23 protein-coding genes are annotated in these 20626 nt (G+C 38.6%); 14 read left to right on the forward strand and 9 right to left on the reverse strand.

What is annotated here, in order from left to right; genetic code table 11:
- Entirely contained in the window at nt 1-936 is a 936-nt protein-coding gene (locus tag KW850_RS18680; protein WP_218349283.1) for a 1,4-dihydroxy-2-naphthoate polyprenyltransferase, read from the reverse strand.
- Nucleotides 937-1297: 361 nt separating this feature from the next.
- Between KW850_RS18680 and KW850_RS18685 the strand changes: the two genes are divergently transcribed.
- The 6 genes from KW850_RS18685 to menC all read left to right on the forward strand — a co-directional run bounded on the left by KW850_RS18685 (nt 1298) and on the right by menC (nt 8854).
- On the forward strand, nt 1298-2698 hold the full coding sequence (locus KW850_RS18685) for an isochorismate synthase (RefSeq protein ID WP_218349284.1): 1401 nt from the start codon (nt 1298-1300) through the stop codon (nt 2696-2698).
- A gap of 1 nt (nt 2699) precedes the next feature.
- On the forward strand, nt 2700-4448 hold the full coding sequence (menD, locus tag KW850_RS18690; RefSeq protein WP_218349285.1) for a 2-succinyl-5-enolpyruvyl-6-hydroxy-3-cyclohexene-1-carboxylic-acid synthase: 1749 nt from the start codon (nt 2700-2702) through the stop codon (nt 4446-4448).
- Complete coding sequence (gene menH / locus KW850_RS18695) at nt 4449-5267, forward strand: 2-succinyl-6-hydroxy-2,4-cyclohexadiene-1-carboxylate synthase (RefSeq protein WP_218349286.1); 819 nt, start codon at nt 4449-4451, stop codon at nt 5265-5267.
- Between the two features lie 14 nt (nt 5268-5281).
- Nucleotides 5282-6100, forward strand: a complete 819-nt coding sequence (gene menB, locus KW850_RS18700; RefSeq protein WP_218349287.1) for a 1,4-dihydroxy-2-naphthoyl-CoA synthase — start codon at nt 5282-5284, stop codon at nt 6098-6100.
- Between the two features lie 152 nt (nt 6101-6252).
- Nucleotides 6253-7767, forward strand: a complete 1515-nt coding sequence (locus KW850_RS18705) for an o-succinylbenzoate--CoA ligase (protein WP_218349288.1) — start codon at nt 6253-6255, stop codon at nt 7765-7767.
- Nucleotides 7748-8854 carry an o-succinylbenzoate synthase gene (gene menC, locus KW850_RS18710; RefSeq protein ID WP_218349403.1) on the forward strand — a complete coding sequence of 369 codons (1107 nt, stop codon included), beginning with the start codon at nt 7748-7750 and terminating at the stop codon, nt 8852-8854. Before KW850_RS18705 ends, menC begins: the two co-directional genes overlap by 20 nt.
- 227 nt (nt 8855-9081) lie before the next feature.
- Here the strand turns inward: menC and KW850_RS18715 are convergent, their stop codons facing one another.
- Nucleotides 9082-10014, reverse strand: coding sequence for a metal ABC transporter solute-binding protein, Zn/Mn family (locus KW850_RS18715; RefSeq protein WP_218349289.1), 933 nt, complete (start codon nt 10012-10014; stop codon nt 9082-9084).
- A 212-nt stretch (nt 10015-10226) separates the two neighbouring features.
- On the opposite strand from KW850_RS18715, the gene KW850_RS18720 reads away from it, so the two are divergent.
- A complete protein-coding gene (locus KW850_RS18720; protein WP_218349290.1) occupies nt 10227-10799 on the forward strand; it encodes a beta-class carbonic anhydrase in 573 nt (190 codons plus the stop codon).
- Here KW850_RS18720 and yidD read toward each other — a convergent pair.
- Nucleotides 10796-11023 carry a membrane protein insertion efficiency factor YidD gene (gene yidD / locus KW850_RS18725; RefSeq protein ID WP_218349291.1) on the reverse strand — a complete coding sequence of 76 codons (228 nt, stop codon included), beginning with the start codon at nt 11021-11023 and terminating at the stop codon, nt 10796-10798. The genes KW850_RS18720 and yidD overlap by 4 nt on opposite strands.
- 144 nt (nt 11024-11167) lie before the next feature.
- Here yidD and KW850_RS18730 point away from each other — a divergent pair, with 144 nt between their 5' ends.
- A complete protein-coding gene (locus tag KW850_RS18730; protein ID WP_218349292.1) occupies nt 11168-11641 on the forward strand; it encodes an S-ribosylhomocysteine lyase in 474 nt (157 codons plus the stop codon).
- Between the two features lie 166 nt (nt 11642-11807).
- Here the strand turns inward: KW850_RS18730 and ytzI are convergent, their stop codons facing one another.
- Together ytzI and KW850_RS18740 are read right to left on the reverse strand one after the other, a co-directional pair.
- Entirely contained in the window at nt 11808-11978 is a 171-nt protein-coding gene (gene ytzI, locus KW850_RS18735) for a YtzI protein (protein ID WP_218349293.1), read from the reverse strand.
- A 112-nt stretch (nt 11979-12090) separates the two neighbouring features.
- The gene (locus tag KW850_RS18740) at nt 12091-12348 is read right to left on the reverse strand and encodes a DUF6154 family protein (protein ID WP_066258317.1); all 258 of its coding nucleotides are present in this window, start codon (nt 12346-12348) and stop codon (nt 12091-12093) included.
- 199 nt (nt 12349-12547) lie between these two features.
- Here KW850_RS18740 and KW850_RS18745 point away from each other — a divergent pair, with 199 nt between their 5' ends.
- Together KW850_RS18745 and ytkD are read left to right on the forward strand one after the other, a co-directional pair.
- Nucleotides 12548-12868, forward strand: coding sequence for a hydrolase (locus tag KW850_RS18745; RefSeq protein ID WP_218349294.1), 321 nt, complete (start codon nt 12548-12550; stop codon nt 12866-12868).
- Between the two features lie 116 nt (nt 12869-12984).
- Complete coding sequence (ytkD, locus tag KW850_RS18750) at nt 12985-13467, forward strand: RNA deprotection pyrophosphohydrolase (RefSeq protein ID WP_218349295.1); 483 nt, start codon at nt 12985-12987, stop codon at nt 13465-13467.
- Nucleotides 13468-13491: 24 nt separating this feature from the next.
- On the opposite strand, the gene KW850_RS18755 is transcribed toward ytkD, so the two are convergent.
- The 3 genes from KW850_RS18755 to KW850_RS18765 are packed head-to-tail and all read right to left on the reverse strand — an operon-like array spanning nt 13492 to nt 16041.
- Nucleotides 13492-14298, reverse strand: a complete 807-nt coding sequence (locus KW850_RS18755; protein ID WP_218349296.1) for an ABC transporter permease — start codon at nt 14296-14298, stop codon at nt 13492-13494.
- Complete coding sequence (locus tag KW850_RS18760) at nt 14279-15055, reverse strand: ABC transporter ATP-binding protein (protein ID WP_218349297.1); 777 nt, start codon at nt 15053-15055, stop codon at nt 14279-14281. Before KW850_RS18760 ends, KW850_RS18755 begins: the two co-directional genes overlap by 20 nt.
- A gap of 20 nt (nt 15056-15075) precedes the next feature.
- Entirely contained in the window at nt 15076-16041 is a 966-nt protein-coding gene (locus KW850_RS18765; RefSeq protein ID WP_374226365.1) for an ABC transporter substrate-binding protein, read from the reverse strand.
- Between the two features lie 175 nt (nt 16042-16216).
- Here KW850_RS18765 and KW850_RS18770 point away from each other — a divergent pair, with 175 nt between their 5' ends.
- From KW850_RS18770 to KW850_RS18785, 4 genes are all read left to right on the forward strand, one after another.
- A complete protein-coding gene (locus KW850_RS18770; RefSeq protein ID WP_218349299.1) occupies nt 16217-17011 on the forward strand; it encodes an alpha/beta hydrolase family protein in 795 nt (264 codons plus the stop codon).
- 37 nt (nt 17012-17048) lie between these two features.
- A complete protein-coding gene (locus KW850_RS18775; protein ID WP_218349300.1) occupies nt 17049-17291 on the forward strand; it encodes a DUF2584 domain-containing protein in 243 nt (80 codons plus the stop codon).
- 123 nt (nt 17292-17414) lie between these two features.
- The gene (locus KW850_RS18780; protein ID WP_218349301.1) at nt 17415-17939 is read left to right on the forward strand and encodes an RNA polymerase sigma factor; all 525 of its coding nucleotides are present in this window, start codon (nt 17415-17417) and stop codon (nt 17937-17939) included.
- Nucleotides 17920-18873, forward strand: a complete 954-nt coding sequence (locus KW850_RS18785) for a hypothetical protein (RefSeq protein WP_218349302.1) — start codon at nt 17920-17922, stop codon at nt 18871-18873. Before KW850_RS18780 ends, KW850_RS18785 begins: the two co-directional genes overlap by 20 nt.
- Before the next feature lie 31 nt (nt 18874-18904).
- On the opposite strand, the gene pckA is transcribed toward KW850_RS18785, so the two are convergent.
- Nucleotides 18905-20491 carry a phosphoenolpyruvate carboxykinase (ATP) gene (gene pckA, locus KW850_RS18790; RefSeq protein ID WP_218349303.1) on the reverse strand — a complete coding sequence of 529 codons (1587 nt, stop codon included), beginning with the start codon at nt 20489-20491 and terminating at the stop codon, nt 18905-18907.
- Nucleotides 20492-20626: the final 135 nt, after the last annotated feature.

The following is a 20626-nucleotide window of genomic DNA, read 5'->3' on the forward strand; positions in this document are numbered from 1 at the left end:
TTATAGAAAGTGCCCAATGAAAATTCCAATCGCTAATAAAAACCCAAATATGGTATTTGTTTGCGCAGTTGCCTTCATTGCTGGTGCCATTTTAATTGGAATATTGTTTTCAATAAAGCCTTTAGTTGCTTTAATAGCCTTTGGAGCGCTAAGAATCACAAGTGCTGCCCAAACTGGTAAAACACCAATAGTGATAAGTCCCAAAACCCAAAGAAATGAAAAAGTGAACATTCCTATTAATAAGTAAATAGCCCCTTTCTTACCTAATAGAATAGCAACTGTTTTACGGCCGTTTTCTTTGTCGCCATCCAGGTCACGGATGTTATTCGATAACATAATCATACCAACCAATACCATACTTGGAACAGAAACAAGAATACTTGTGCTGCTGACTGTTCCTGTTTGAATAAAGAAGGAGATTAAAATAATCAGCATTCCCATAAAGAAACCTGAAAGAATTTCACCAAATGGTGTATAGGCGATTGGGAAAGGACCTCCAGTATAAAAATACCCCACAGCCATACAAATTAAACCCACAACCGCTAACCACCAGCTGCTATTGGCGCAAATATAGATCCCTAATAATAAGGCAATTCCATAAAAACCAAAAGCAAGATTTAGGACTGTTTTAGGTTTAATTCCATCACGAACGATTGTACCGCCAATTCCAACTGACTGAGCAGTATCCAGCCCCCGTTTGAAATCGAAATATTCATTAAACATATTGGTTGCAGCTTGAATCAATAAACTCGCAATAAGCATAGCAAAAAATAATCCAAAATGAATGTTTCCATGCTTAAGGGAAAGTGCAGTACCGAGCAGAACTGGTACAAATGCGGCTGTTAGTGTATGTGGACGTGTCATTTGCCACCAAACTTGAAAGCCGCGGTTTGATTCAACTACAGGTTCAGAACTTTTCTGTATATTTGGTTGCATATAGTTCTCTCCCTTTATAGTTATTTCTCTCTATTTAAAAGGCTAGGTTTAATTAATAAATGGGCCATGCCCAAAACTAAGTGTATGTAATTCAAAGAATAGTGTCAATGAATTTTTCCTATCAAATCTAGAAGATTATACCTGTTTGATTATTATTGGAAGGTTCGAGGAAAAATGATAATAATGAAAATTTAATGAGAAAGCTGTTTTTATCAATTAATTGAAATCTTAATATATAATAGGGTATGAAGGGTTTGCTAGTGACAAGTATTACTTACTTCTTTACAATGAAAGAGTATGTTAAAATTTGCATGAATTATGAATGGATAACAGTCATTTCGGCTGTTTTGGAGGGATTTGTTTGATTACCATTCAAGAATTGGAAATAATGGAACGAGGTCTTTTGGCTGTCAATCGCGCGAAAGAACTAGGCCGCCCCATTTTATTTAGTGAAGTTCATAAAATGGACACCATTAACCCATTATCATTTTTTAATATAGGAAAAGAATACTATCGCGGGGAACGATTCTTCTGGAAGGACCCAACTGATGAAACAGTACTTATTGGGCTTGGGATTTCTAAACAAATTCAGTTGGATCAGGCTTCTGACCGCTTTTTTCATGTTGAAAAGGAATGGGAGAAATTTTTAGAGGACTGCCTTATTTTTAATCCATATACAGAAATTGGTGTAGGCCCAGTCTTGTTCGGGGGCTTTTCGTTTGACCCCTGCAAAGATAAAACAGACCTTTGGTCGAAATACACGGATTCGTTGTTCCATCTACCGAAATATTTATTGAGTATCATTGATGGAAAAACGTATTTAACCACAAATACGGTTTGTACTCCCCAAGAGGATCCGTACCTGTTTAAGAAAATCAACGAAGAAAGAAATGAGATATTACAATCTCTAGAAGAAAATGAACAGATTAAATCTGCTGGACTTCTGAAAATGAAAGAAATTGGCCCAGAGAAGTGGAAAAAAACTGTCGATGAAGTTGTGAAGGATTTAACAGAAGGTACCTTAAAAAAGGTCGTCCTAGCCCGTGAGTTGAGGCTGGTATTTGATGACCAGGTTGAGGCCGAGGGAGTACTAAATAATTTATATAGGCAGCAACATGAAAGCTTTATTTTTGCCTTTGAATCAAATGGAGATTGTTTTATTGGTGCATCTCCAGAAAGACTGGTGAAAAAACAAGGAAATGAAGTTTATTCTACATGTCTTGCCGGCTCTATCTCTCGTGGAAATACAGAAGAGGAAGATCGAAGATTAGGTCAGATGTTATTAAATGATCAAAAAAACCTCATCGAGCATGGGTTTGTTGTTGAAATGATCAAAGAAGCATTAGAGGAATCTTGCGAGGAAATTATTCTTCCTGACAAGCCACAACTTATGAAGATAAGAGATATTCAACACCTTTATACACCTGTTATCGGAAAATGCCATAAGGATGCATCTTTGATGTTATTGGTGGAACGATTGCATCCAACACCAGCACTTGGCGGACTGCCAAAGGAAGAAGCAGTTGTGAAAATTAGGGAAGTAGAAGAACTGGATCGGGGTTTTTACGCTGCTCCATTGGGCTGGGTTGATTACAGAAAAAATGGTGAATTTGCTGTTTCCATTCGCTCCGGTCTTATTCAAGGGAATGAAGTTTCGTTGTTTGCAGGATGTGGCGTTGTTGCAGATTCTGACTCAGAAAGTGAATATTTGGAGACAAGTTTGAAATTTAAACCCATGCTCCGAGCCCTTGGAGGAAATTAATATGAATCATCAAAAATCTTTAACAGCCTATATAGCGGCGATTGTATCAGAGCTTATTTTTGCGGGAGTAACCGACGTCGTTGTCAGCCCAGGTTCAAGGTCAACTCCTATGGCGATGATAATGGCAGAACATCCTGAACTTAATGTCCATATTCATGTGGATGAACGGTCTGCAGCTTTCTTTGCATTAGGAATTGCCAAATCATTGAATAAGCCTGTTGCGATCCTATGTACTTCTGGTACAGCGGCTGCGAACTATTTTCCTGCGATTGTTGAAGCACGTTATGCGCGGGTTCCCTTAATTGTGTTAACAGCAGATCGGCCACATGAACTTAGAGAAGTAGGGGCACCTCAGGCAATCGATCAAATTCATTTATATGGAAAGCATGTCAAATGGTTCTCCGAAATGGCTTTGCCAGAAAACAGTGATGATATGATCCGATATGCTCGAACTGTATGTGCGCGAGCGGTTGCGATTGCCACAAATGCCCCTTCAGGACCTGTTCATTTGAATTTTCCTTTTAGGGAACCACTTATACCTAAGCTGGATGATGAACTCTTCCAGCTTCCTGAACGTCCAAACGGATACGTAAAGGTACATAATGGGGATTTAACAATTGAAGAAAAACAATTTCAAGAAATTGCCGAAAACCTGTCAAAAACAAAGCGTGGAATAATTATATGTGGGAATATTGTAGATCATGGCTTTCCTGAGGTTGTGACACGTTTAGCAGAAAAATTAAAATTCCCAATTATCGCTGACCCGTTGTCACAATTGAGAAGTGGGACCCATAGCCTTGAAAATATCATTGAAACCTATGATACCTTTTTAAGGAACAATGACGCAAAAACCTTCCTAAAGCCCGATGTTGTTTTACGATTTGGAGCAATGCCAATTTCTAAAGCTTTATCGATATTCTTAAAAGAAAATGGATGGGTAGAGCAGTATGTTGTTGATGGCGGTGGAGGTTGGCGCGACCCGGCCTCGTTATCAACCAATATGATCTTCTGTAATGAATCATTATTCTGCGAAAAGATACTAACATTTACGGATGAGATTTCCTCTTCCGATTTTCTTACGGACTGGAAAAAGGTTAATCAACTAACAAAAGAACAAATGACACGACTAAGGGATATAACAGAATTAAGTGAAGGCAGGTTGTTCTATCAATTAGCAGAAATGCTTCCTGAAGGTGCTACGCTTTTTGTTGGGAATAGTATGCCAATCCGTGACTTAGATAGTTTTTTTGTCAACAATAAGAAGTCCATCAATGTAATGGCGAACAGGGGAGCCAACGGCATCGATGGTACGGTTTCGACTGCCATAGGTGCTGCTTTAAACTCGGAGTCCTTATATCTTATCCTAGGAGATTTAACTTTTTTTCATGACTTAAATGGTTTGATCGCAGCAAAACTGTATAACATTACTATTAATATTATTCTTATTAACAATAATGGAGGCGGAATCTTCTCGTTCCTCCCTCAATCAGAACATCCGAAAAACTTTGAACTTTTGTTTGGCACTCCACTTGGTATTGAATTTGAGTATGCGGTTAAGATGTTTCATGGTAATTTCACCAAAATCAAGGATTGGGATCATTTCGGGTCAGAAATGATGAAAGCGAAAAGTTCCACTGGGATAAATGTATATGAACTTGTCACCAACAGAGAGATGAATCGTGATGAACATCGCGAATTTTGGGGATATGTTTCCCAGGAAATATCGAACTTTGTCAAAGGTGAACAATAAATGGATATTTTCATCGACGGGATTCATTATCATGTCGAAGTATATGGTGACGGGTTAGTCCCACTCATTTTGTTACATGGTTTTACGGGGGACTCTACCACTTGGGCTCCTTTCCATGAATGCATGGGAAAACTCACCAAGTTGATTATCCCTGACATCATTGGCCATGGGAAAACGGACTCTCCTGATGATGTAAGCAGATATGAAATCAAGGCAGCAGCTTCAGATTTAAAAGGTATACTGGATCAAATGGGGTTCGAGCAAGTAGATCTACTAGGATATTCAATGGGTGGCCGACTTGCCTTAACCTTTTCCCATCTATTCCCTGAGCGGGTCCGAAAATTAATACTGGAAAGTAGTACACCAGGACTGGCAACAGAGGACGAAAGACAACAACGCCGTATGAAAGATGCCGAACTTGCTCATTTTATTAATGCAAAGGGGATAACCGCATTCGTAGATTATTGGGAAGAGATTTCTCTTTTTTCAACCTTGAAGCGTCTCCCTCTGGAATCCCAGCAAAAGATAAGAGAACAGCGATTAAATAATTCCCCAACGGGCCTTGCCAACAGTTTGCTGGGGATGGGAACTGGTTCCCAACCTTCTTGGTGGGGGAAATTAGGTGAACTATCCTGTGAAGTATTGCTGTTAACAGGTGCAGAGGATCATAAGTTTTGTCATATTGCGGAACGTATGATGAAGGAGCTGAAAAATAGCTCTTGGGTAGTTATTGAAGACATCGGACATGCAATTCATGTGGAAGAACCTGAAAAGTTTGGTACAATAGTAAGTGACTTTTTGTCGAAAGAAAATAAATAAAGGAGGAAATCATTTTGACAGTAGAATGGATTGCAGGACGCAAATATGAAGAAATTTTATATGAATCATACAATGGTATTGCTAAAATTACCATTAATCGTCCACATGTACATAATGCATTTACACCAAGAACTGTTTCTGAACTGATTGACGCATTTGCTTATGCACGCGATGATTCAAGTATAGGGGTTATTGTCTTAACAGGTGCAGGGGATAAAGCTTTTTGCTCAGGTGGAGACCAAAAAGTTCGGGGACATGGAGGTTATGTGGGGGAAGATCAGATTCCTCGACTAAATGTTCTTGACCTACAACGCCTTATCAGAGTAATTCCAAAACCAGTTATCGCCATGGTCAAAGGGTATGCGATTGGCGGAGGTCACGTTCTACATATTGTTTGTGACTTAACGATTGCGGCTGATAACGCTGTTTTTGGACAAACTGGTCCGAAGGTTGGTAGTTTTGACGCAGGTTACGGCTCTGGCTACCTTGCAAGAATTGTTGGTCATAAAAAAGCTCGTGAAATTTGGTACCTATGCCGTCAATATAACGCCCAAGAAGCACTTGATATGGGCTTAATTAATACGGTTGTTCCACTTGAAAGAGTAGAAGAGGAAACCATTCAATGGTGTAATGAAATCCTAGAGAAGAGTCCAACAGCCTTACGTTTCTTAAAAGCGGCAATGAATGCAGATACAGATGGTTTAGCTGGATTGCAGCAATTTGCTGGAGATGCAACCCTGCTTTACTATACAACAGATGAAGCAAAAGAAGGGCGCGATTCCTTTAAAGAAAAACGTCAGCCTGATTTTGGTAAATTCCCTCGTTTTCCTTGATAGTTATTTTTTCGCAGCTTGATGGTTCCCATCAGGCTGTTTTTAATAAAGGCTGTAATAAAGGGCAATGTTTGATTTTATAACTTTATTGATTGGAGCGGAAATCATCATCAAGCAGTCTTGGCTAGAAAGATTAAGAAAGGTGAACCGGTATGCAGAACGAAATGATGCCTAATTTTTTGAAGAAAAGAGCGTTTCTAACTCCTGATCGACCTGCCGTTTATTTTCAGGAACAAGTAGTAACCTTTGAACAACTCTATCAACGTTCATATCAGGTTGCAGGGAAGTTACAAGGATTAGGTGTTCAAAAAGACCATTATGTCGGGGTTTTATTAAAAAATAATCTTGATACAGTTGTTATATTATTTGCCCTTCAGTTATTAGGAGTGAGATCCGTGATACTGAATAACCGTCTCTCTCCATCGGAACTTGCCTGGCAACTTAACGATTCAATGGCAGTTGCATTAATCCTTGATAATTCTTTTAATGAAACAAAAGATATCATAAATAAACGTATTCCATCGCTAAAAACCTTAACAAAAGACGATATATTTTTCAGCGTCACAAACGATCCGAATATCATTGAAGAAATATCGCTTTCTGATATATGTACCATTATGTATACATCAGGAACAACAGGTAATCCCAAGGGTGTCATCCAAACTTATGGAAATCACTGGTGGAGTTCGGTTGGTTCAGCATTAAACTTAGGATTTATTGATAGCGACTGCTGGCTTTGTACCGTTCCACTGTTCCATATTAGCGGATATTCAATTTTAATGCGTAGTGTTATTTATGGCATGCCGATGGTTCTTCATGATCACTTTGATGTGGAAAAGACCATTACCGATATCCATGAAAAAGGGGTCACCATCATGTCGGTTGTGGCAACAACGCTGACAAGAATCGTTGAAGCCCTTCAAGAACGGCGCCTTCCAAATCATTTCCGTTGTATGCTGCTTGGAGGTGGACCCGCACCATTGCCATTACTCCAAGCATGTGTCGAAAGAGAGATCCCTGTATATCAAACATATGGTATGACCGAATCTTCCTCGCAAATCGTAACTCTTGCACCAGAATATAGTTTAACAAGGCTGGGTTCTGCTGGGAAGCCATTGTTTCCTTCACAAATTCAGATTGTCATGGAGGATGGAAATGTGGCTCCAGCAGGTGTTCCGGGTGAAATTGTCATTAAAGGACCCAATGTTACCTCAGGGTATTTATTTCGTCCCGAAGTTTCAAAGGAAAAGTTTAACAATGGCTGGTTTTACACAGGTGATATTGGTTATCTAGACGAAGCAGGCTTCTTATATGTCCTCGACCGGCGTTCGGACTTAATCATTTCAGGTGGAGAGAATATTTACCCTGCAGAAATAGAAGCCGCATTGCTGGCTCATCCTGATGTTAGCGAGGCAGGAGTAACACATAAAGAAGATCTAGAGTGGGGGCAAGTACCGGTAGCTTTTATTGTGAAGCGAGAGGGAACAGATCTTTCTGTGACAGAGCTGGTGCAATTTTGCAAACAGCAGGTCGCCAAATATAAAGTACCGAAAGCTTTTTATTTTACGAAGGAACTGCCTCGAAATGCCTCGAAAAAATTGCTTCGCAGGGAGCTGCGGGAGTGGATAAAGGATGGCAGGACCAATGATGAAGATAAGGTCAATTGAGTTACATGTCATGGAAATGCCCTTAAAGGATCCGTTTCTGACCCATTTAGGTGCTGTTACAGTACGTGAAGGGATCATTATTAAAATAACCAATTCAGACGGAATTTCCGGCTATGGTGAGGGCGTTGCTTTTTCCACTCCGTGGTACACCGAAGAAACGGTTAAAACCTGTTTACATATGTTAACGGATTTTTTAATTCCACTACTTCAAAAAAATCCGATCGATCATCCTGCGCAGGCGTCGACTCTGTTTAGTTCGTTACGAAGGAACAATATGGCTAAAGCCGCTTTAGAAACCGCACTATGGGATTTATATGCGAAGAGCGAGGCACAGCCCTTGTCAAGAGTCCTTGGAGGTACACGCTCGGCTGTTGCAGCAGGTGTGGTGGTGGCAACAGACTCTACAACAAAAGCAATCCGGCAGATTGACCAATATCTTATAGAAGGGTATCAGCGTATTAAAGTTAAAATTAGTCCAAAACTAGACTATGCCTTTCTTGCAGAAATTCGCCGTTCTTACCCAGACCTGCCGATAATGGCTGATGCCAATTCTGCCTATTCGTTAAAGGATATAGAGCGGATAAAAGCTCTAGATGACTTTAATCTGCTAATGATAGAGCAGCCGCTTGGATATGATGATATTCTTGAGCACGCTTTGCTGCAAAAGGAAATCAAAACTCCGATTTGCTTGGATGAAAGTATTAACAGCTATGATGATGCCCGTAAAGCAATTGAGTTCGGAAGTTGTAAGGTCATTAATATTAAAGTGGGCAAGGTTGGCGGATTATATGAAGCAAAGCGAATTCATGACTACTGTTTTGAAAAGGGTATCCCCGTTTGGTGTGGGGGGATGATCGAATTTGGAATATCCCGTGCCCATAATATTTCGCTCGCTTCCTTACCAGGATTTTCAATCCCAGGTGACATTTCTTCTTCAAATCGTTTTTGGGAAGATGATATTATTACGCCGGTAGTTAGCGTTCAAAACGGTTTTGTAACCGTACCTTCGGGCCCAGGAATCGGTTACCAGATTAATGAGAAAAGACTTCAGGAAGTTTCGCAATGGAAAGAAACAATTGTATTTTAGTAAGGCTCTTTTCGTACACTTTGTTGCTTTTGGAGCTTAATAAGTGTCAATTACTAAGTTTCTAGGCAATTTTCGCAAATGTTTTTACGAAAAGATGCCACGAAGCATCTAGTTATACGGGTTGATGAACTTATACGAAAACAACAATCTATGCGAAAATAGCCTTTAGTAATTATGTAGACAGATCCTTACAAAAAAAAGAATCAGGACAAGGGCCTGGTTCTTTTTTAGTTGTTTAAAGCTGTTTTTAATGCTTCAAGATTTTGATTCATTAATGAAAAATAGGTTTCTTTGTTTTTAATATTTTCTTTTGATAAAATAGCTAGATTATGGATTGGTAAAGCTCTAGCCCCAATTTCTTTTTGAACGATTTTTCCAAGTTTCGATTGGACATTTTGTTCGAATAGCATATAGTGTAATCCTTCCTGTTCTGCAATGGAGATTATGTTCTCTAATTCCTTTTGGGTCGGTTCATTGGCAGTCGATAGGCCTGATACGCTAATTTGTTCAATTCCATACCGCTTTTCCCAATAACCGAACGCTGCATGTGTTACGATGATCTTTTTATGTTTTGCATGTGTAAGCGTCTGCTCATAATTCTTATTAAGTTCATCTAGTTTAAGGGAAAGTTTTTGAAAATTGTTATTGAATTGTTCTTTGTATTGCGGCATCTGTTTAATTAATGAATCACGAATAACAGATGCCATTTCTTTTGAATAGATAGGATCAAGCCATACATGTGGATTGACGTCAGACTTGTGGTCATGATGTTCTTCCTCTTCATTAGTTGATTTTGGAAGGTTAATGTCCTCAGCCGTTGGCACCAACTCTACATGTTCATTTTTTAATGTTTCTTTCGATTTTTCTACAAACCCTTCAAGCCCAAGCCCAATGTAAAAAAATAAGTCTGAATCAGCGAGATTCATCATATCCTTTTGGGATGGTTCAAAAGTATGTTCATCTGCCCCAGGTGGATAGATGGTTTTAACATTTACATATTTTCCACCAATTTGTGAAGTAAAATATTGAAGTGGAAATACTGTGGTAAATATGGTTAACTGGTCCTTCTTTTTTTGTACTTGTTCATTACCATTTGAACATGCCGACAATAGAAGACTTAATGGTAACAGAAAAGAAAGGAAACAAATAATTTTTTTCATAGAGACTCCTTCATATGTTTATAAATCAGATTTATTACGATTTATTATTGAAATTTTTTTGGAATTCTGAAAAATAATAACTACATAATACGGAACGATTCCGATTTCCATTTGTATCTTACAAAAAATTTTCCTCAAAAGCAAGTATAAAATTTTGTTTCATAATCAAATATTAGGTATGCTTAGATAGAAACAAAGGAAGGATGATGGTCATGAACAACTCAACATTATTAAATGAAATCCTAACATTTAATGAAAACTTTGTGGAAAACAGAGAATATGAAAAGTATGAAACAACTAAATTCCCTAATAAACGAATGGTGATTCTAACATGTATGGATACAAGACTGCTGGAATTATTGCCAAAGGCTTTGAACTTGGGAAATGGGGATGCAAAAATAATTAAAGATGCTGGCGCTCTGGTTTCACACCCGTTTGGAAGTGTGATGAGAAGCATATTAATTGCCCTGTATCAATTAAAGGCTCAAGAAGTTTTAGTAATAGCTCATCATGATTGCGGTATGAGCGGTCTTAAGGCAGAACCAGTAATTGAAAGTATGAAGGAGCGGGGAATATCAGCAGAAACGTTCGATACGCTTACCTATTCCGGAATTGATATTAAAAAGTGGCTTCATGGGTTTGATAATGTAACCGATAGTGTAGTACACAGTGTAGAAATTATTAAAAACCATCCGTTAATGTCAAAGGATATCCCTGTTCATGGCTTGGTTATCGATCCTAAGACAGGTAAACTGGATCTTGTGGTCGATGGTTATAAGAATTAACGGTTGTCCTTTTCTGGGACAGGATCTAAGCCTCCTGGATGGAACGGATGGCATTTTGAGATTCTTTTAAGCGTAAGCCAGCCGCCTTTCAAGGCACCGAACCGTTGAATTGCTTCCATCCCATAATGCGAACAGGTTGGATAAAAGCGGCAGGTCGGTGGTTTAATTGGTGAGATAGCAACTTGATAAAAACGAATAACAGCAAGGAAGATTTTTTTTACCATAAGTGTCACTCCTTTTGTGCAATTACCTACAACATACCATAATTCAATAACAACGTCTAAAATGTTAATTATATGTAAGTAAGTAGATGAAAAAACTCGGAATTTATTGTATGATTAGGGTAGATAAAAAAAGGAGTGATTTTGATGCCTTCTGTTGAAAGCTTTGATTTAGATCATAACGCAGTTAAAGCCCCATATGTGAGACATTGTGGTGTTCACAAAGTAGGTAGTGACGGCATTGTTAATAAATATGATATTCGTTTTTGCCAGCCTAATAAACAAGCGATGAAACCGGATGTCATCCATACATTAGAGCACTTGCTTGCTTATAATCTTCGTAAGCATTCTGAGAAGTATGACCACTTCGATATTATTGATATTTCACCAATGGGCTGCCAAACAGGATATTATTTAGTAGTTAGTGGAGAACCATCTGTTGAGGAAATCATTGATCTTTTAGAAGATACAATGAAAGATGCTCTTGAAATCATTGAAATTCCTGCTGCCAATGAAAGACAATGCGGCCAAGCAAATCTGCATGATTTAGAAGGGGCTAAACGTTTAATGCGTTTCTGGCTGGAGCAAAGCAAGGAAAATCTAAAACAGGTTTTTGCATAAATAGAAAAAGCGTAAGCGCCTTGGACAGCCCCGACCAGCATAAGTCAAGCCCTGCAGGAAGGAGTCTTTTCCCTTCCGAAAGGGATTGACTTATGACCTCGAGGGGCTAGGCGCTGAAGTTAGACAAAATGATAAAAAATTCCTATTCTAATTGAATAGGAATTTTTTACGATTTATTTTGGTCCTCAGCATGCTCTTCCTTCTCTTGGTCAAGATATGGATTATTTTCTATTGGATCTACCGTATGTTTATATGTGTAGGCTTTAGAAGTGGTGCCCACGGCTAGAAGAAGAACAACGATAACGATAATAATACAAATAACGGCTACTACATACATTTGTGTGGGAGGCCTCCTTTTTCTCTATTGTAGCATGAATTGGTGTTTTTTTTGCGAAAAGAAAAAAGGAAGCCCGCTGTTTGAGCTTCCGTCGCTACACTATTATGTATAATCAATGAATATTTCGTGGATGATAAGTATTCGTGCGGTGCTGGCCGTACTCTTCTTGGGCAAATTTACCTTTTAAACTCTCAATTAAATAAATTCCCATTAAATTGTATAATTCCTGCTTATCCATTTCTTGGATTAATGCAAGTAAATCCTCATGTGACATTTCTTCTAAAAAGGCAAACGCCAGCATGTCGATATCCTCTTCATCACCGGTTAACTTATTTCTATACATCTCATACAATTCATCGACTAATTTCATTTAGTACACCTCCTTGTTATAATCATTTCCCTTATTAGGACAAAATAATTCTATCTCTCCTTTTTATAAATTAACAGAAAAGTCTGTTTCTTTGGTTGTATGTTTATTATAACGTATTCATTTCTAAAAAATGAATCGAAATTTGGCAAAGAATAAATTTTTTCTATTTGCAAATTACTAATGATTAAAAGGGGATGACATGATGGATGAGCAAAAGAAAACCTATTACATTGATGTAGGGAGCGGTGAAATTTCGCGAAGTGCCACTAATTCAACTTGGAGTTATAAAATTCAAGCAAATGATGAAGAAATCACTCAACTCCGAGAGCTGTTTGATCAGAATTATTCAACAGAATGGAAGAACTTCTTTCGAGCCCATGTTCCATATATTGAGTATCATTACGACCGTGAAAACGACGCCTATGATAATACAATTCAACAAGTGTATGGGATGCTGCACAAACTTGGTGATGAAGAAGCAAAAAGCCACATTGAAAGTATGAATATTTTACCAAGATAAAATATAGAAAATATTTCTCCGTAATAAACAATATTCCTTGAAAGAAAAATCCTAACTTTAGGATTTTTCTTTTTTTGATTATAATAAGAGCAATAAATGTTGAGGCGGAATATAAAATGATACATTTTTTAGATGAAAATGGGAATCAGGTTGAACTGTCTTTTATACAAAATGACTTCCAAGAGGAAGCAAAACATGTGTTAGTCATCTGCCAAAAGGGGGAAGAATGGCTGTTGACGAACCATAAAAAAAGGGGTCTTGAATTTCCCGGAGGAAAAATGGAGTCAGGGGAAACACTAGAAGAAGCTGCACGACGAGAAGTATATGAAGAAACAGGAGCAATTTTAGATGATCTTAAATTTTTAGCGGAGTATAAAATTTTCGACCCAATCAGGTCTTTTGTGAAAACCGTCTTTTGGGGAAAGGTAAAAAAGCTAGAGCAAACGTCTGGTTACTTTGAAACAAATGGTCCCGTTGTTGTTCAAGGAGAGGATCTATTATCGCAACGATTTGGGGATCATTACAGCTTTATTATGAAAGATCAGGTTGTTGAGCAATGTGTGAAATACATTCAAAAATTACAAAAGGAAAAGGAATAGCAGAAAGTATTTGTTAACAAACTGCTATTCCTTAATAATTTTTCTTTCTAATAATTCAACGAGTTGATACATAATGGTGGCAAATACGGCGATCACCAAAAGTGATAAAAAAACGAGGGTAAAGTTAAATACTTGAAAGCCGTAAATGATCATGTAGCCAAGCCCTCGTGTGGATACCAGGAATTCTCCAACAATAACACCCACCCATGACAATCCGACATTAACCTTTAAGGTTGAAATAATCGTCGGGAAACTTGCAGGGAGGATCGCTTCCTTGAAACATTGCCAGCGCGTGGCCCCAAAAGTTTGGAGTACTTTCAGATAATTTGGATCTACTTCTTTGAATGAAGTATACACAACAATAGTGGTTATGATTATCGAAATTATCGCACCCATAGCAATAATCGATGAATAACCTGGGCCTAATGCTACAATCAAAATGGGACCCAATGCCACTTTTGGCATTGCATTTAAGATGACAAGGTAGGGATCCAGCACCTTTGAAATTATGGGGGACCACCAAAGGATGGCAGCTAATATTGTACCCAAAAGTGTACCTAGAACAAATCCCAGAACAGTTTCTGTCAAAGTCACCCCAATATGGCCTACTAAGGTGCCATCATGAATTTTTTCTAGAAGTAAGTTCCAGATTTTCGATGGCGAACTAAAAAGAAGCGGGTCAATCCATTGTTTTTGACTAAACCATTCCCAACTGGAAAAGAAGACGATAAAGATAATCGCTTGATAAAATCTAACCCATCTTTTTTCCACCTTCAATGATTGAATATAGTTTCTATGGAGGAGTTCTAACTTATTCTTTTTCTGGCTCAAGAGACTCCAACTCCTTCCATATCGTTTGAAAGATACTTGAAAATGCCTCATGATTTCTGGCTTCAAATGGGGAAAGTTTCCTTAGTTCATCAGGCATTGTAAAGGTTTTATATATTCTTCCGGGACTTGGTGACAGCAAAAAGACACGGTCGCTCATGGCAATAGCTTCGCCGATATCATGAGTTACGAGAATCGCTGTTTTTCCAAATTCATCTAATGTTTGTGAGACTAAATCTTCAAGTTTCAACTTTGTTTGATAATCGAGGGCGGAAAAGGGCTCATCAAGCATGAGCAGTTTTGGTTCTGTGGCAAGGGTGCGAACAAGTGCCACCCGCTGCCGCATTCCCCCAGATAACTGCCTCGGCAGTTGTTTTTCCACTCCGGTTAAACCGATTTGTTTAAGCAGGCGAAGGGCCGTGGTTCTTGTTTGATGATTTAACTGCTTTGATAATTTCAGACCCAATAAGATATTCTCTTCAATCGTTTTCCAAGGGAACAAATAATCTTGTTGAAGCATATACCCGATTTGGTTTTTCGCAGTGGTTACAGGCTTATTTTCTAACAAGACTGTACCTTGTGTGGGTTTAAGCAAGCTAGATATGATGGAAAGCAGAGTTGTCTTACCACAGCCGCTTGGGCCGAGGAGGGAAACAAACTCGCCCTCCTCAACGGTTATTGAAATATCGGAGAGGGCCGTAGTAGCAGAGGCTTTAGTAAAATAAGTGTGATGAATATTTTGAACGGTTAAAAAACTCATGGGGACGGCCTCCCTTTTCTTTATTCTTTGATAATCTTTTCAGCAATCTCGGTGTTAACAAGTGTTTGATGATCCACTTCTTTTGGTAGTTCTCCAGCCTCATTCATGATGTTCTGAAGATTGATCCATTCCTCTTGGTCAAGGATTGGATCTGTAGCAAAGGACCCTTGATTTTTATAGCGATCCACTACTGTCGTCATAATAGCTAAATCTGTATCTGGGAAATATGATTGAACCGCCTTGGCAATTTCCTCGGCACTATGTGATTCGACCCACTGTTGTGCTTTATAAATAGCCCTTGTAAACTTTTCAATCGTTCCCTTATGCTCTTTCATATAACTTTCTTTGGACATAAACGTTGTATATGGAACATGGCCGGATTCTTTCCCGAAGGACGCGACAATATGACCCTTGCCTTCTTTTTCAAATATACTTGCCGTTGGTTCAAATAATTGAACAAATTCGCCTGTTCCTGAGGCAAATGCATTGGCAATATTGGCAAAATCGATGTTCTGGATCAAATTCAAATCTTTATGCGGATCAATGCCATGCTTCTTTAATACAAATTCACCGACCATTTGCGGCATGCCGCCTTTGCGTTGACCTAAGAAGGTTTTTCCTTTTAAGAGATCCCATGAGAAATTATCAATTTTGTCTCGAGATACTAAGAACGTACCATCTGTCTGAGTTAATTGCGCAAAATTTATAACAGGGTCGTTTGCCCCTTGCGCGTATACATAAATCGAAGTTTCCGATCCAACAAGGGCAACGTCAGCTCCGCCTGATATAAGTGTTGTCATGGTTTTATCGCCGCCTGGTGTGGTCGTCAATGTAACATCTAACCCTTCAGCTTTGAAAAATCCTTTCGCTATGGCTACATACTGTGGGGCATAGAAAATGGACCTGGTCACCTCGGCGATTCGAACCTTTTCAAGTTTCTTAGTTTCATTTTTGGTGGTGCTATTACATGCGACAAGGGAAAACATGAGTATAGTGATGAGCAAAAAGGAGAAACTGAGTTTTAACGTTTTTTTCATGAAACAAGCCTCCTTATATTTCAAAAAGAATCTGGGCTAATTGCCTAAGATATCGTATGAAGTGGAGAAAAATGTGTGAATGCCTAGTGATAATAAATTTTACATAAAGAGGGAAGATGTGCAGATGAACCACCATGATGGAAAGATTGTTGAGATGACACGTTTTCCTTCGCCAAATCCAAACGTTGAATTAAGGGTGATCACCTATCTTTCCCATGGTTTAAAGGTAAAAGGAATGCTAGCGGAGCCTATTGGGGAAGGTGTATATGATGGATTCCTTTATTTACGCGGAGGTATCAAAAATGTGGGCAAAGTTCGACCCGCACGAATTGCTCAGTTTGCCGCCGAAGGTTTCATTGTTTTTGCGCCTTATTATCGTGGTAATCAAGGTGGTGAGGGCAATGAGGATTTTGCCGGGGACGATAGGGAAGATGCGTTTGCGGCCTTTTTGTTGCTAAAATCTTTGCCAAGAGTCCGGGAAGTACATATTTTTGGATTCTCCCGGGGTGGAGTAATGGCACTTTTGACCGCTCTTGAGTTTCCTGAAACAGCTTCAGTTGTTACTTGGGGGGGAGTTAGTGATATGTCGCTTACCTATATGGAACGGAAAGATTTGCGCAGGATGATGAAAAGGGTGATTGGCGGAACTCCTCAAAAATTTCCAGATCGTTATCAATCCAGAACCCCTCTCTATTCATTAGACAAACTAACAGCTCCTGTCCTGATAATCCATGGTGTAAACGACAGTAATGTCTCGGTGGAACACGCCTATCGTCTGGAAAGAAGGTTAAGATTATTAGAGAAACCGGTGGATTGTTGGTATTTCAATGAGTTTACACATTACTTTCCGCCCGAGGTCAATAGAAAAGTTGTAGCCGATTTATCAAAGTGGATGAAAAGTCGACCGAAAAGATGTTAATATATAGATAAAACAAGCAGAGGAGCGGATAAAAGTTATGGGTATGCCTCTTGAGTTAAATACGATGATTGTAACAAAGGGCAGGGAAAAACGCTTAGAGGAAAATGTTTTCTTGTTAGAAAAAGAAGGGTACAGACTTTATCCAATTGAGATTCCAATCGATGTAAGAAAAACAATCGATAGTGATTCAAATGGGACCGCGGTTATCAAAAAAGTTGAGCTGCAAAATAACAGCACAACCATCACCTATCAATTAATTTCATTAAATTCGACGAACTAAGCAGGGACGATTGTTCCTGCTTTTTATTATGAAAAAAATATTCATTTACTGTAATGAACGATTGATACATACGTCATATTTATAGATTAATTAGGATTAACGTTTTAGGGAAGGGGGATTGGAATGGAACATAGCCATCAAATCGAGAAATGGTTTATCCAATATGAACATGATGTCACAAATTATCTTGTTTATTATACAGGTTCGTTTGATGTTGAGGATTTGGTTCAAGAAACATTTTTACGGGCATTGCGAGCCTTGGGTCACTTTAAAAATGAGTCGAGCCCGAAAACATGGCTGATATCGATTGCAAGAAATACAGCTATTGATTTTTATCGAAAAAAATCAGTATGGAACAGACTTAAACAAATTTTAGATTATGAATCTCCGAAGATTCATGAACAGGACACGGGGGAAAAAGTTGTCCGGAAAATGGAATATGCCTATTTGTATGAAGCAATTAATGAGTTGAAACACAATTATCGTGATGTGATTTTATTAAGAGGCATCGCCGAGCTTTCATCCAAGGAAGTGGGGCAAGTCCTGGGCTGGACTGAAAATAAAGTCAATGTAACATTTTTCCGGGCTGTAAAAAAACTTAATGCAATCTTAAAGGAGGGGGAGTATTTTGAGTCAGTTAACGGATAAAGAACTACTTGAAAAGATGGCTGATTTTCCTAAACATGAATTAACTACAAGTCAAAGAACCGATATGCTTAAAACCATTCGTGAAGCATCGTCCCCAAAGCAACTTAGGAATATTAATTATCAAAGAATTACGGCGCTCGTTGCTTTTTTTATCTTGGTCATAATCGCCCCACTCCTTTTTTTCACGAGCGAAGGTGACGTTTCACGGCATTCAGGGGTTAAGGATACAATAACTGTAAAACAGGGAAAATATTTTGCTTTAATAGATAAAGATGGAACCCCATACTATCCTGATAGCAATTTCGGTATTCCAAACAAAGTGAGTTTGCTTGCGCCGCTTGATTGGATAGCGAAGGATGGTAGGAGTGTTGCAAAAATTGCGATCTATTTATGGGGAGACTATCAAAGGGACTTCGCCAATAAACCATTAAACATAACTGCAACACACGTCAAAACAGGAGTAAAAGAACATCTTGCAACCACAGTGATATCAGGGGGAATGTATGGATCAGATGGCCACGCAATGACTAGCTTTCAACCATTTACTTTTTCGGGAAAATATAATCTTGAATTTATGGCTGGAAATAAAAAGATCGGTGAATTTTCGATTTATGTAAAAGATCCCTATATCAAGATAGGTAATTCCACTTTATTGATTTCCCAAGAAGATTTATTTGCAGGGTTTTATGAAGATGCAGCGATTGAGATAGCAGGAGGGAACCTGCCACCTAAAGTTGAACTAGAGATATTTGACCTAGAAAATGCTGAAGTCTCTACCTTTATTTTTAAGGATAAGACCGATTACACTACCACTGATGGAAAAAAGATCTCAATGTACAAAGGAGATTTCCAACTTAAAAAAAGCGGCAGGTATCAGTTTACGTTATTAAATAAATCAGTACCAGTGGAAGTAATAAAGCCCATATCAAAATGATATGGGCTTCTACAATAACGGGAGCTTCTGCTTAAGAAACTGGTCCGCCTTGTTCTACAATTTCTTTCGAAACATTCGTGAATTTCTTGAAGTTTTCGCGGAACTTTGCTGCTAATTCCTTCGCTTTCTCTTCATAGGCTTGCGGGTCAGACCATGTTTTACTTGGCTGAAGAACTTCGTCTGGTACACCCGCAATATGAAGTGGGATATTTAAGCCGAAAATTTCATCCTTGGTTGTTTCAACGTGATTTAGTTCTCCTTCAAGTGCCGCTTGAACCATGGCACGCGTGTAGGAAAGTTTCATTCGGTTCCCAACTCCATATTCACCGCCGGTCCAGCCTGTATTGACAAGAAAGACATTGGCATTATGTTCAAGGATCTTTTCACCTAACATATCGGCGTAACGAGTTGCTGGCAGCGGTAAGAATGGTGCACCGAAGCAGGTAGAGAACGTAGCTTGTGGTGAAGTTATTCCCCGTTCCGTTCCGGCTAATTTGGAAGTGTAACCGCTTAAAAAGTGATACATCGCTTGTTCCTTCGTTAGTTTAGAAATTGGAGGCAATACGCCAAAAGCATCAGCCGTCAAGAAGATGATCGTGTTTGGATGACCTGCAATACTTGGCTGTACAATATTATCAATTGCTTGAATAGGATACGCGGCACGTGTATTTTCTGTTAATGTGCCATCATCATAATCCGGGATTCTGGATTCCTTATTCAAGGTTACATTTTCTAAGACCGTTCCAAAACGGATGGCGTCAAAAATTTGAGGCTCTTTATCACGAGAAAGATTAATACATTTGGCATAGCAGCCTCCCTCGATATTAAAAACACCGTTTGATGACCAGCCATGCTCGTCATCGCCAATTAATCGACGATTCGGGTCTGCTGATAAGGTCGTTTTTCCTGTACCCGACAAACCGAAGAATAACGCAACATCGCCTTCGAGACCGACATTGGCAGAACAGTGCATTGAAAAAATATTATTTTCAGGCAATAAATAATTCATTACAGAAAAAATAGACTTTTTCATTTCGCCTGCGTATTCTGTTCCTCCGATTAAGACAATTCTTTTTTCAAATGATATAATTATAAAGGCTTCTGACTTTGTCCCATCAATAGCTGGATTCGCCTTGAAGTTAGGAGCAGAAATAACGGTAAATTCAGTTTCGTGTGCAAGTAATTCATCATCAGCGGGGCGAATAAATAGTTGGTGGACAAATAAATTCTGCCAAGCTAATTCATTAATGACTTGGATGGGTAAACGGGATTTTTTATCAGCACCGGCAAATCCTTTAAACACAAACACTTCATTTTTCTCTTTTAAATAATCCATTACTTTGAGATACAGGTTTGTGAAAACGGCTTCTGAAATCGGTTGATTCGTCTTGCCCCATTCAATTTTGTCTTTTGTTGATTCTTCTAAAACAATGAATTTGTCCTCTGGAGAGCGGCCCGTATACTTTCCGGTAACAACACTGATTGCACCTGTGGATGTCAGGGATCCTTCGTTCCGGGTTAAGATTTTTTCAACTAATTGAGGAACTGATAACTGCACTTGGACATGACTTTCTTTTAAGAACTGCAGTAATTCATTTCGAGTATCAACAGAATTCATTTAATGAAACCTACCTTTTTTTAGTTTTTTTAAGTTGTTAATAATATAAAAAGTATAACACATTAGTTGAATTGATGTATCCTATTTAACTGAATTTATATATTTTAAAACTTTAATTAAAGATATAAAAAATTT

This window comes from Bacillus sp. sid0103, assembly GCF_019219025.1.

Excerpts from the sequence above, each read along its gene's own strand:
- KW850_RS18680 (WP_218349283.1), bottom strand. The coding sequence starts at position 936 with ATGCAACCAAATATACAGAAAAGTTCTGAACCTGTAGTTGAATCAAAC.
- menD (WP_218349285.1), top strand. The coding sequence starts at position 2,700 with ATGAATCATCAAAAATCTTTAACAGCCTATATAGCGGCGATTGTATCA.
- menH (WP_218349286.1), top strand. The coding sequence starts at position 4,449 with ATGGATATTTTCATCGACGGGATTCATTATCATGTCGAAGTATATGGT.
- KW850_RS18705 (WP_218349288.1), top strand. The coding sequence starts at position 6,253 with ATGCAGAACGAAATGATGCCTAATTTTTTGAAGAAAAGAGCGTTTCTA.
- menC (WP_218349403.1), top strand. The coding sequence starts at position 7,748 with ATGAAGATAAGGTCAATTGAGTTACATGTCATGGAAATGCCCTTAAAG.
- KW850_RS18715 (WP_218349289.1), bottom strand. The coding sequence starts at position 10,014 with ATGAAAAAAATTATTTGTTTCCTTTCTTTTCTGTTACCATTAAGTCTT.
- KW850_RS18720 (WP_218349290.1), top strand. The coding sequence starts at position 10,227 with ATGAACAACTCAACATTATTAAATGAAATCCTAACATTTAATGAAAAC.
- yidD (WP_218349291.1), bottom strand. The coding sequence starts at position 11,023 with ATGGTAAAAAAAATCTTCCTTGCTGTTATTCGTTTTTATCAAGTTGCT.
- KW850_RS18730 (WP_218349292.1), top strand. The coding sequence starts at position 11,168 with ATGCCTTCTGTTGAAAGCTTTGATTTAGATCATAACGCAGTTAAAGCC.
- ytzI (WP_218349293.1), bottom strand. The coding sequence starts at position 11,978 with ATGTATGTAGTAGCCGTTATTTGTATTATTATCGTTATCGTTGTTCTT.
- KW850_RS18740 (WP_066258317.1), bottom strand. The coding sequence starts at position 12,348 with ATGAAATTAGTCGATGAATTGTATGAGATGTATAGAAATAAGTTAACC.
- KW850_RS18745 (WP_218349294.1), top strand. The coding sequence starts at position 12,548 with ATGATGGATGAGCAAAAGAAAACCTATTACATTGATGTAGGGAGCGGT.
- ytkD (WP_218349295.1), top strand. The coding sequence starts at position 12,985 with ATGATACATTTTTTAGATGAAAATGGGAATCAGGTTGAACTGTCTTTT.
- KW850_RS18760 (WP_218349297.1), bottom strand. The coding sequence starts at position 15,055 with ATGAGTTTTTTAACCGTTCAAAATATTCATCACACTTATTTTACTAAA.
- KW850_RS18765 (WP_374226365.1), bottom strand. The coding sequence starts at position 16,041 with ATGTTTTCCCTTGTCGCATGTAATAGCACCACCAAAAATGAAACTAAG.
- KW850_RS18770 (WP_218349299.1), top strand. The coding sequence starts at position 16,217 with ATGAACCACCATGATGGAAAGATTGTTGAGATGACACGTTTTCCTTCG.
- KW850_RS18775 (WP_218349300.1), top strand. The coding sequence starts at position 17,049 with ATGGGTATGCCTCTTGAGTTAAATACGATGATTGTAACAAAGGGCAGG.
- KW850_RS18780 (WP_218349301.1), top strand. The coding sequence starts at position 17,415 with ATGGAACATAGCCATCAAATCGAGAAATGGTTTATCCAATATGAACAT.
- pckA (WP_218349303.1), bottom strand. The coding sequence starts at position 20,491 with ATGAATTCTGTTGATACTCGAAATGAATTACTGCAGTTCTTAAAAGAA.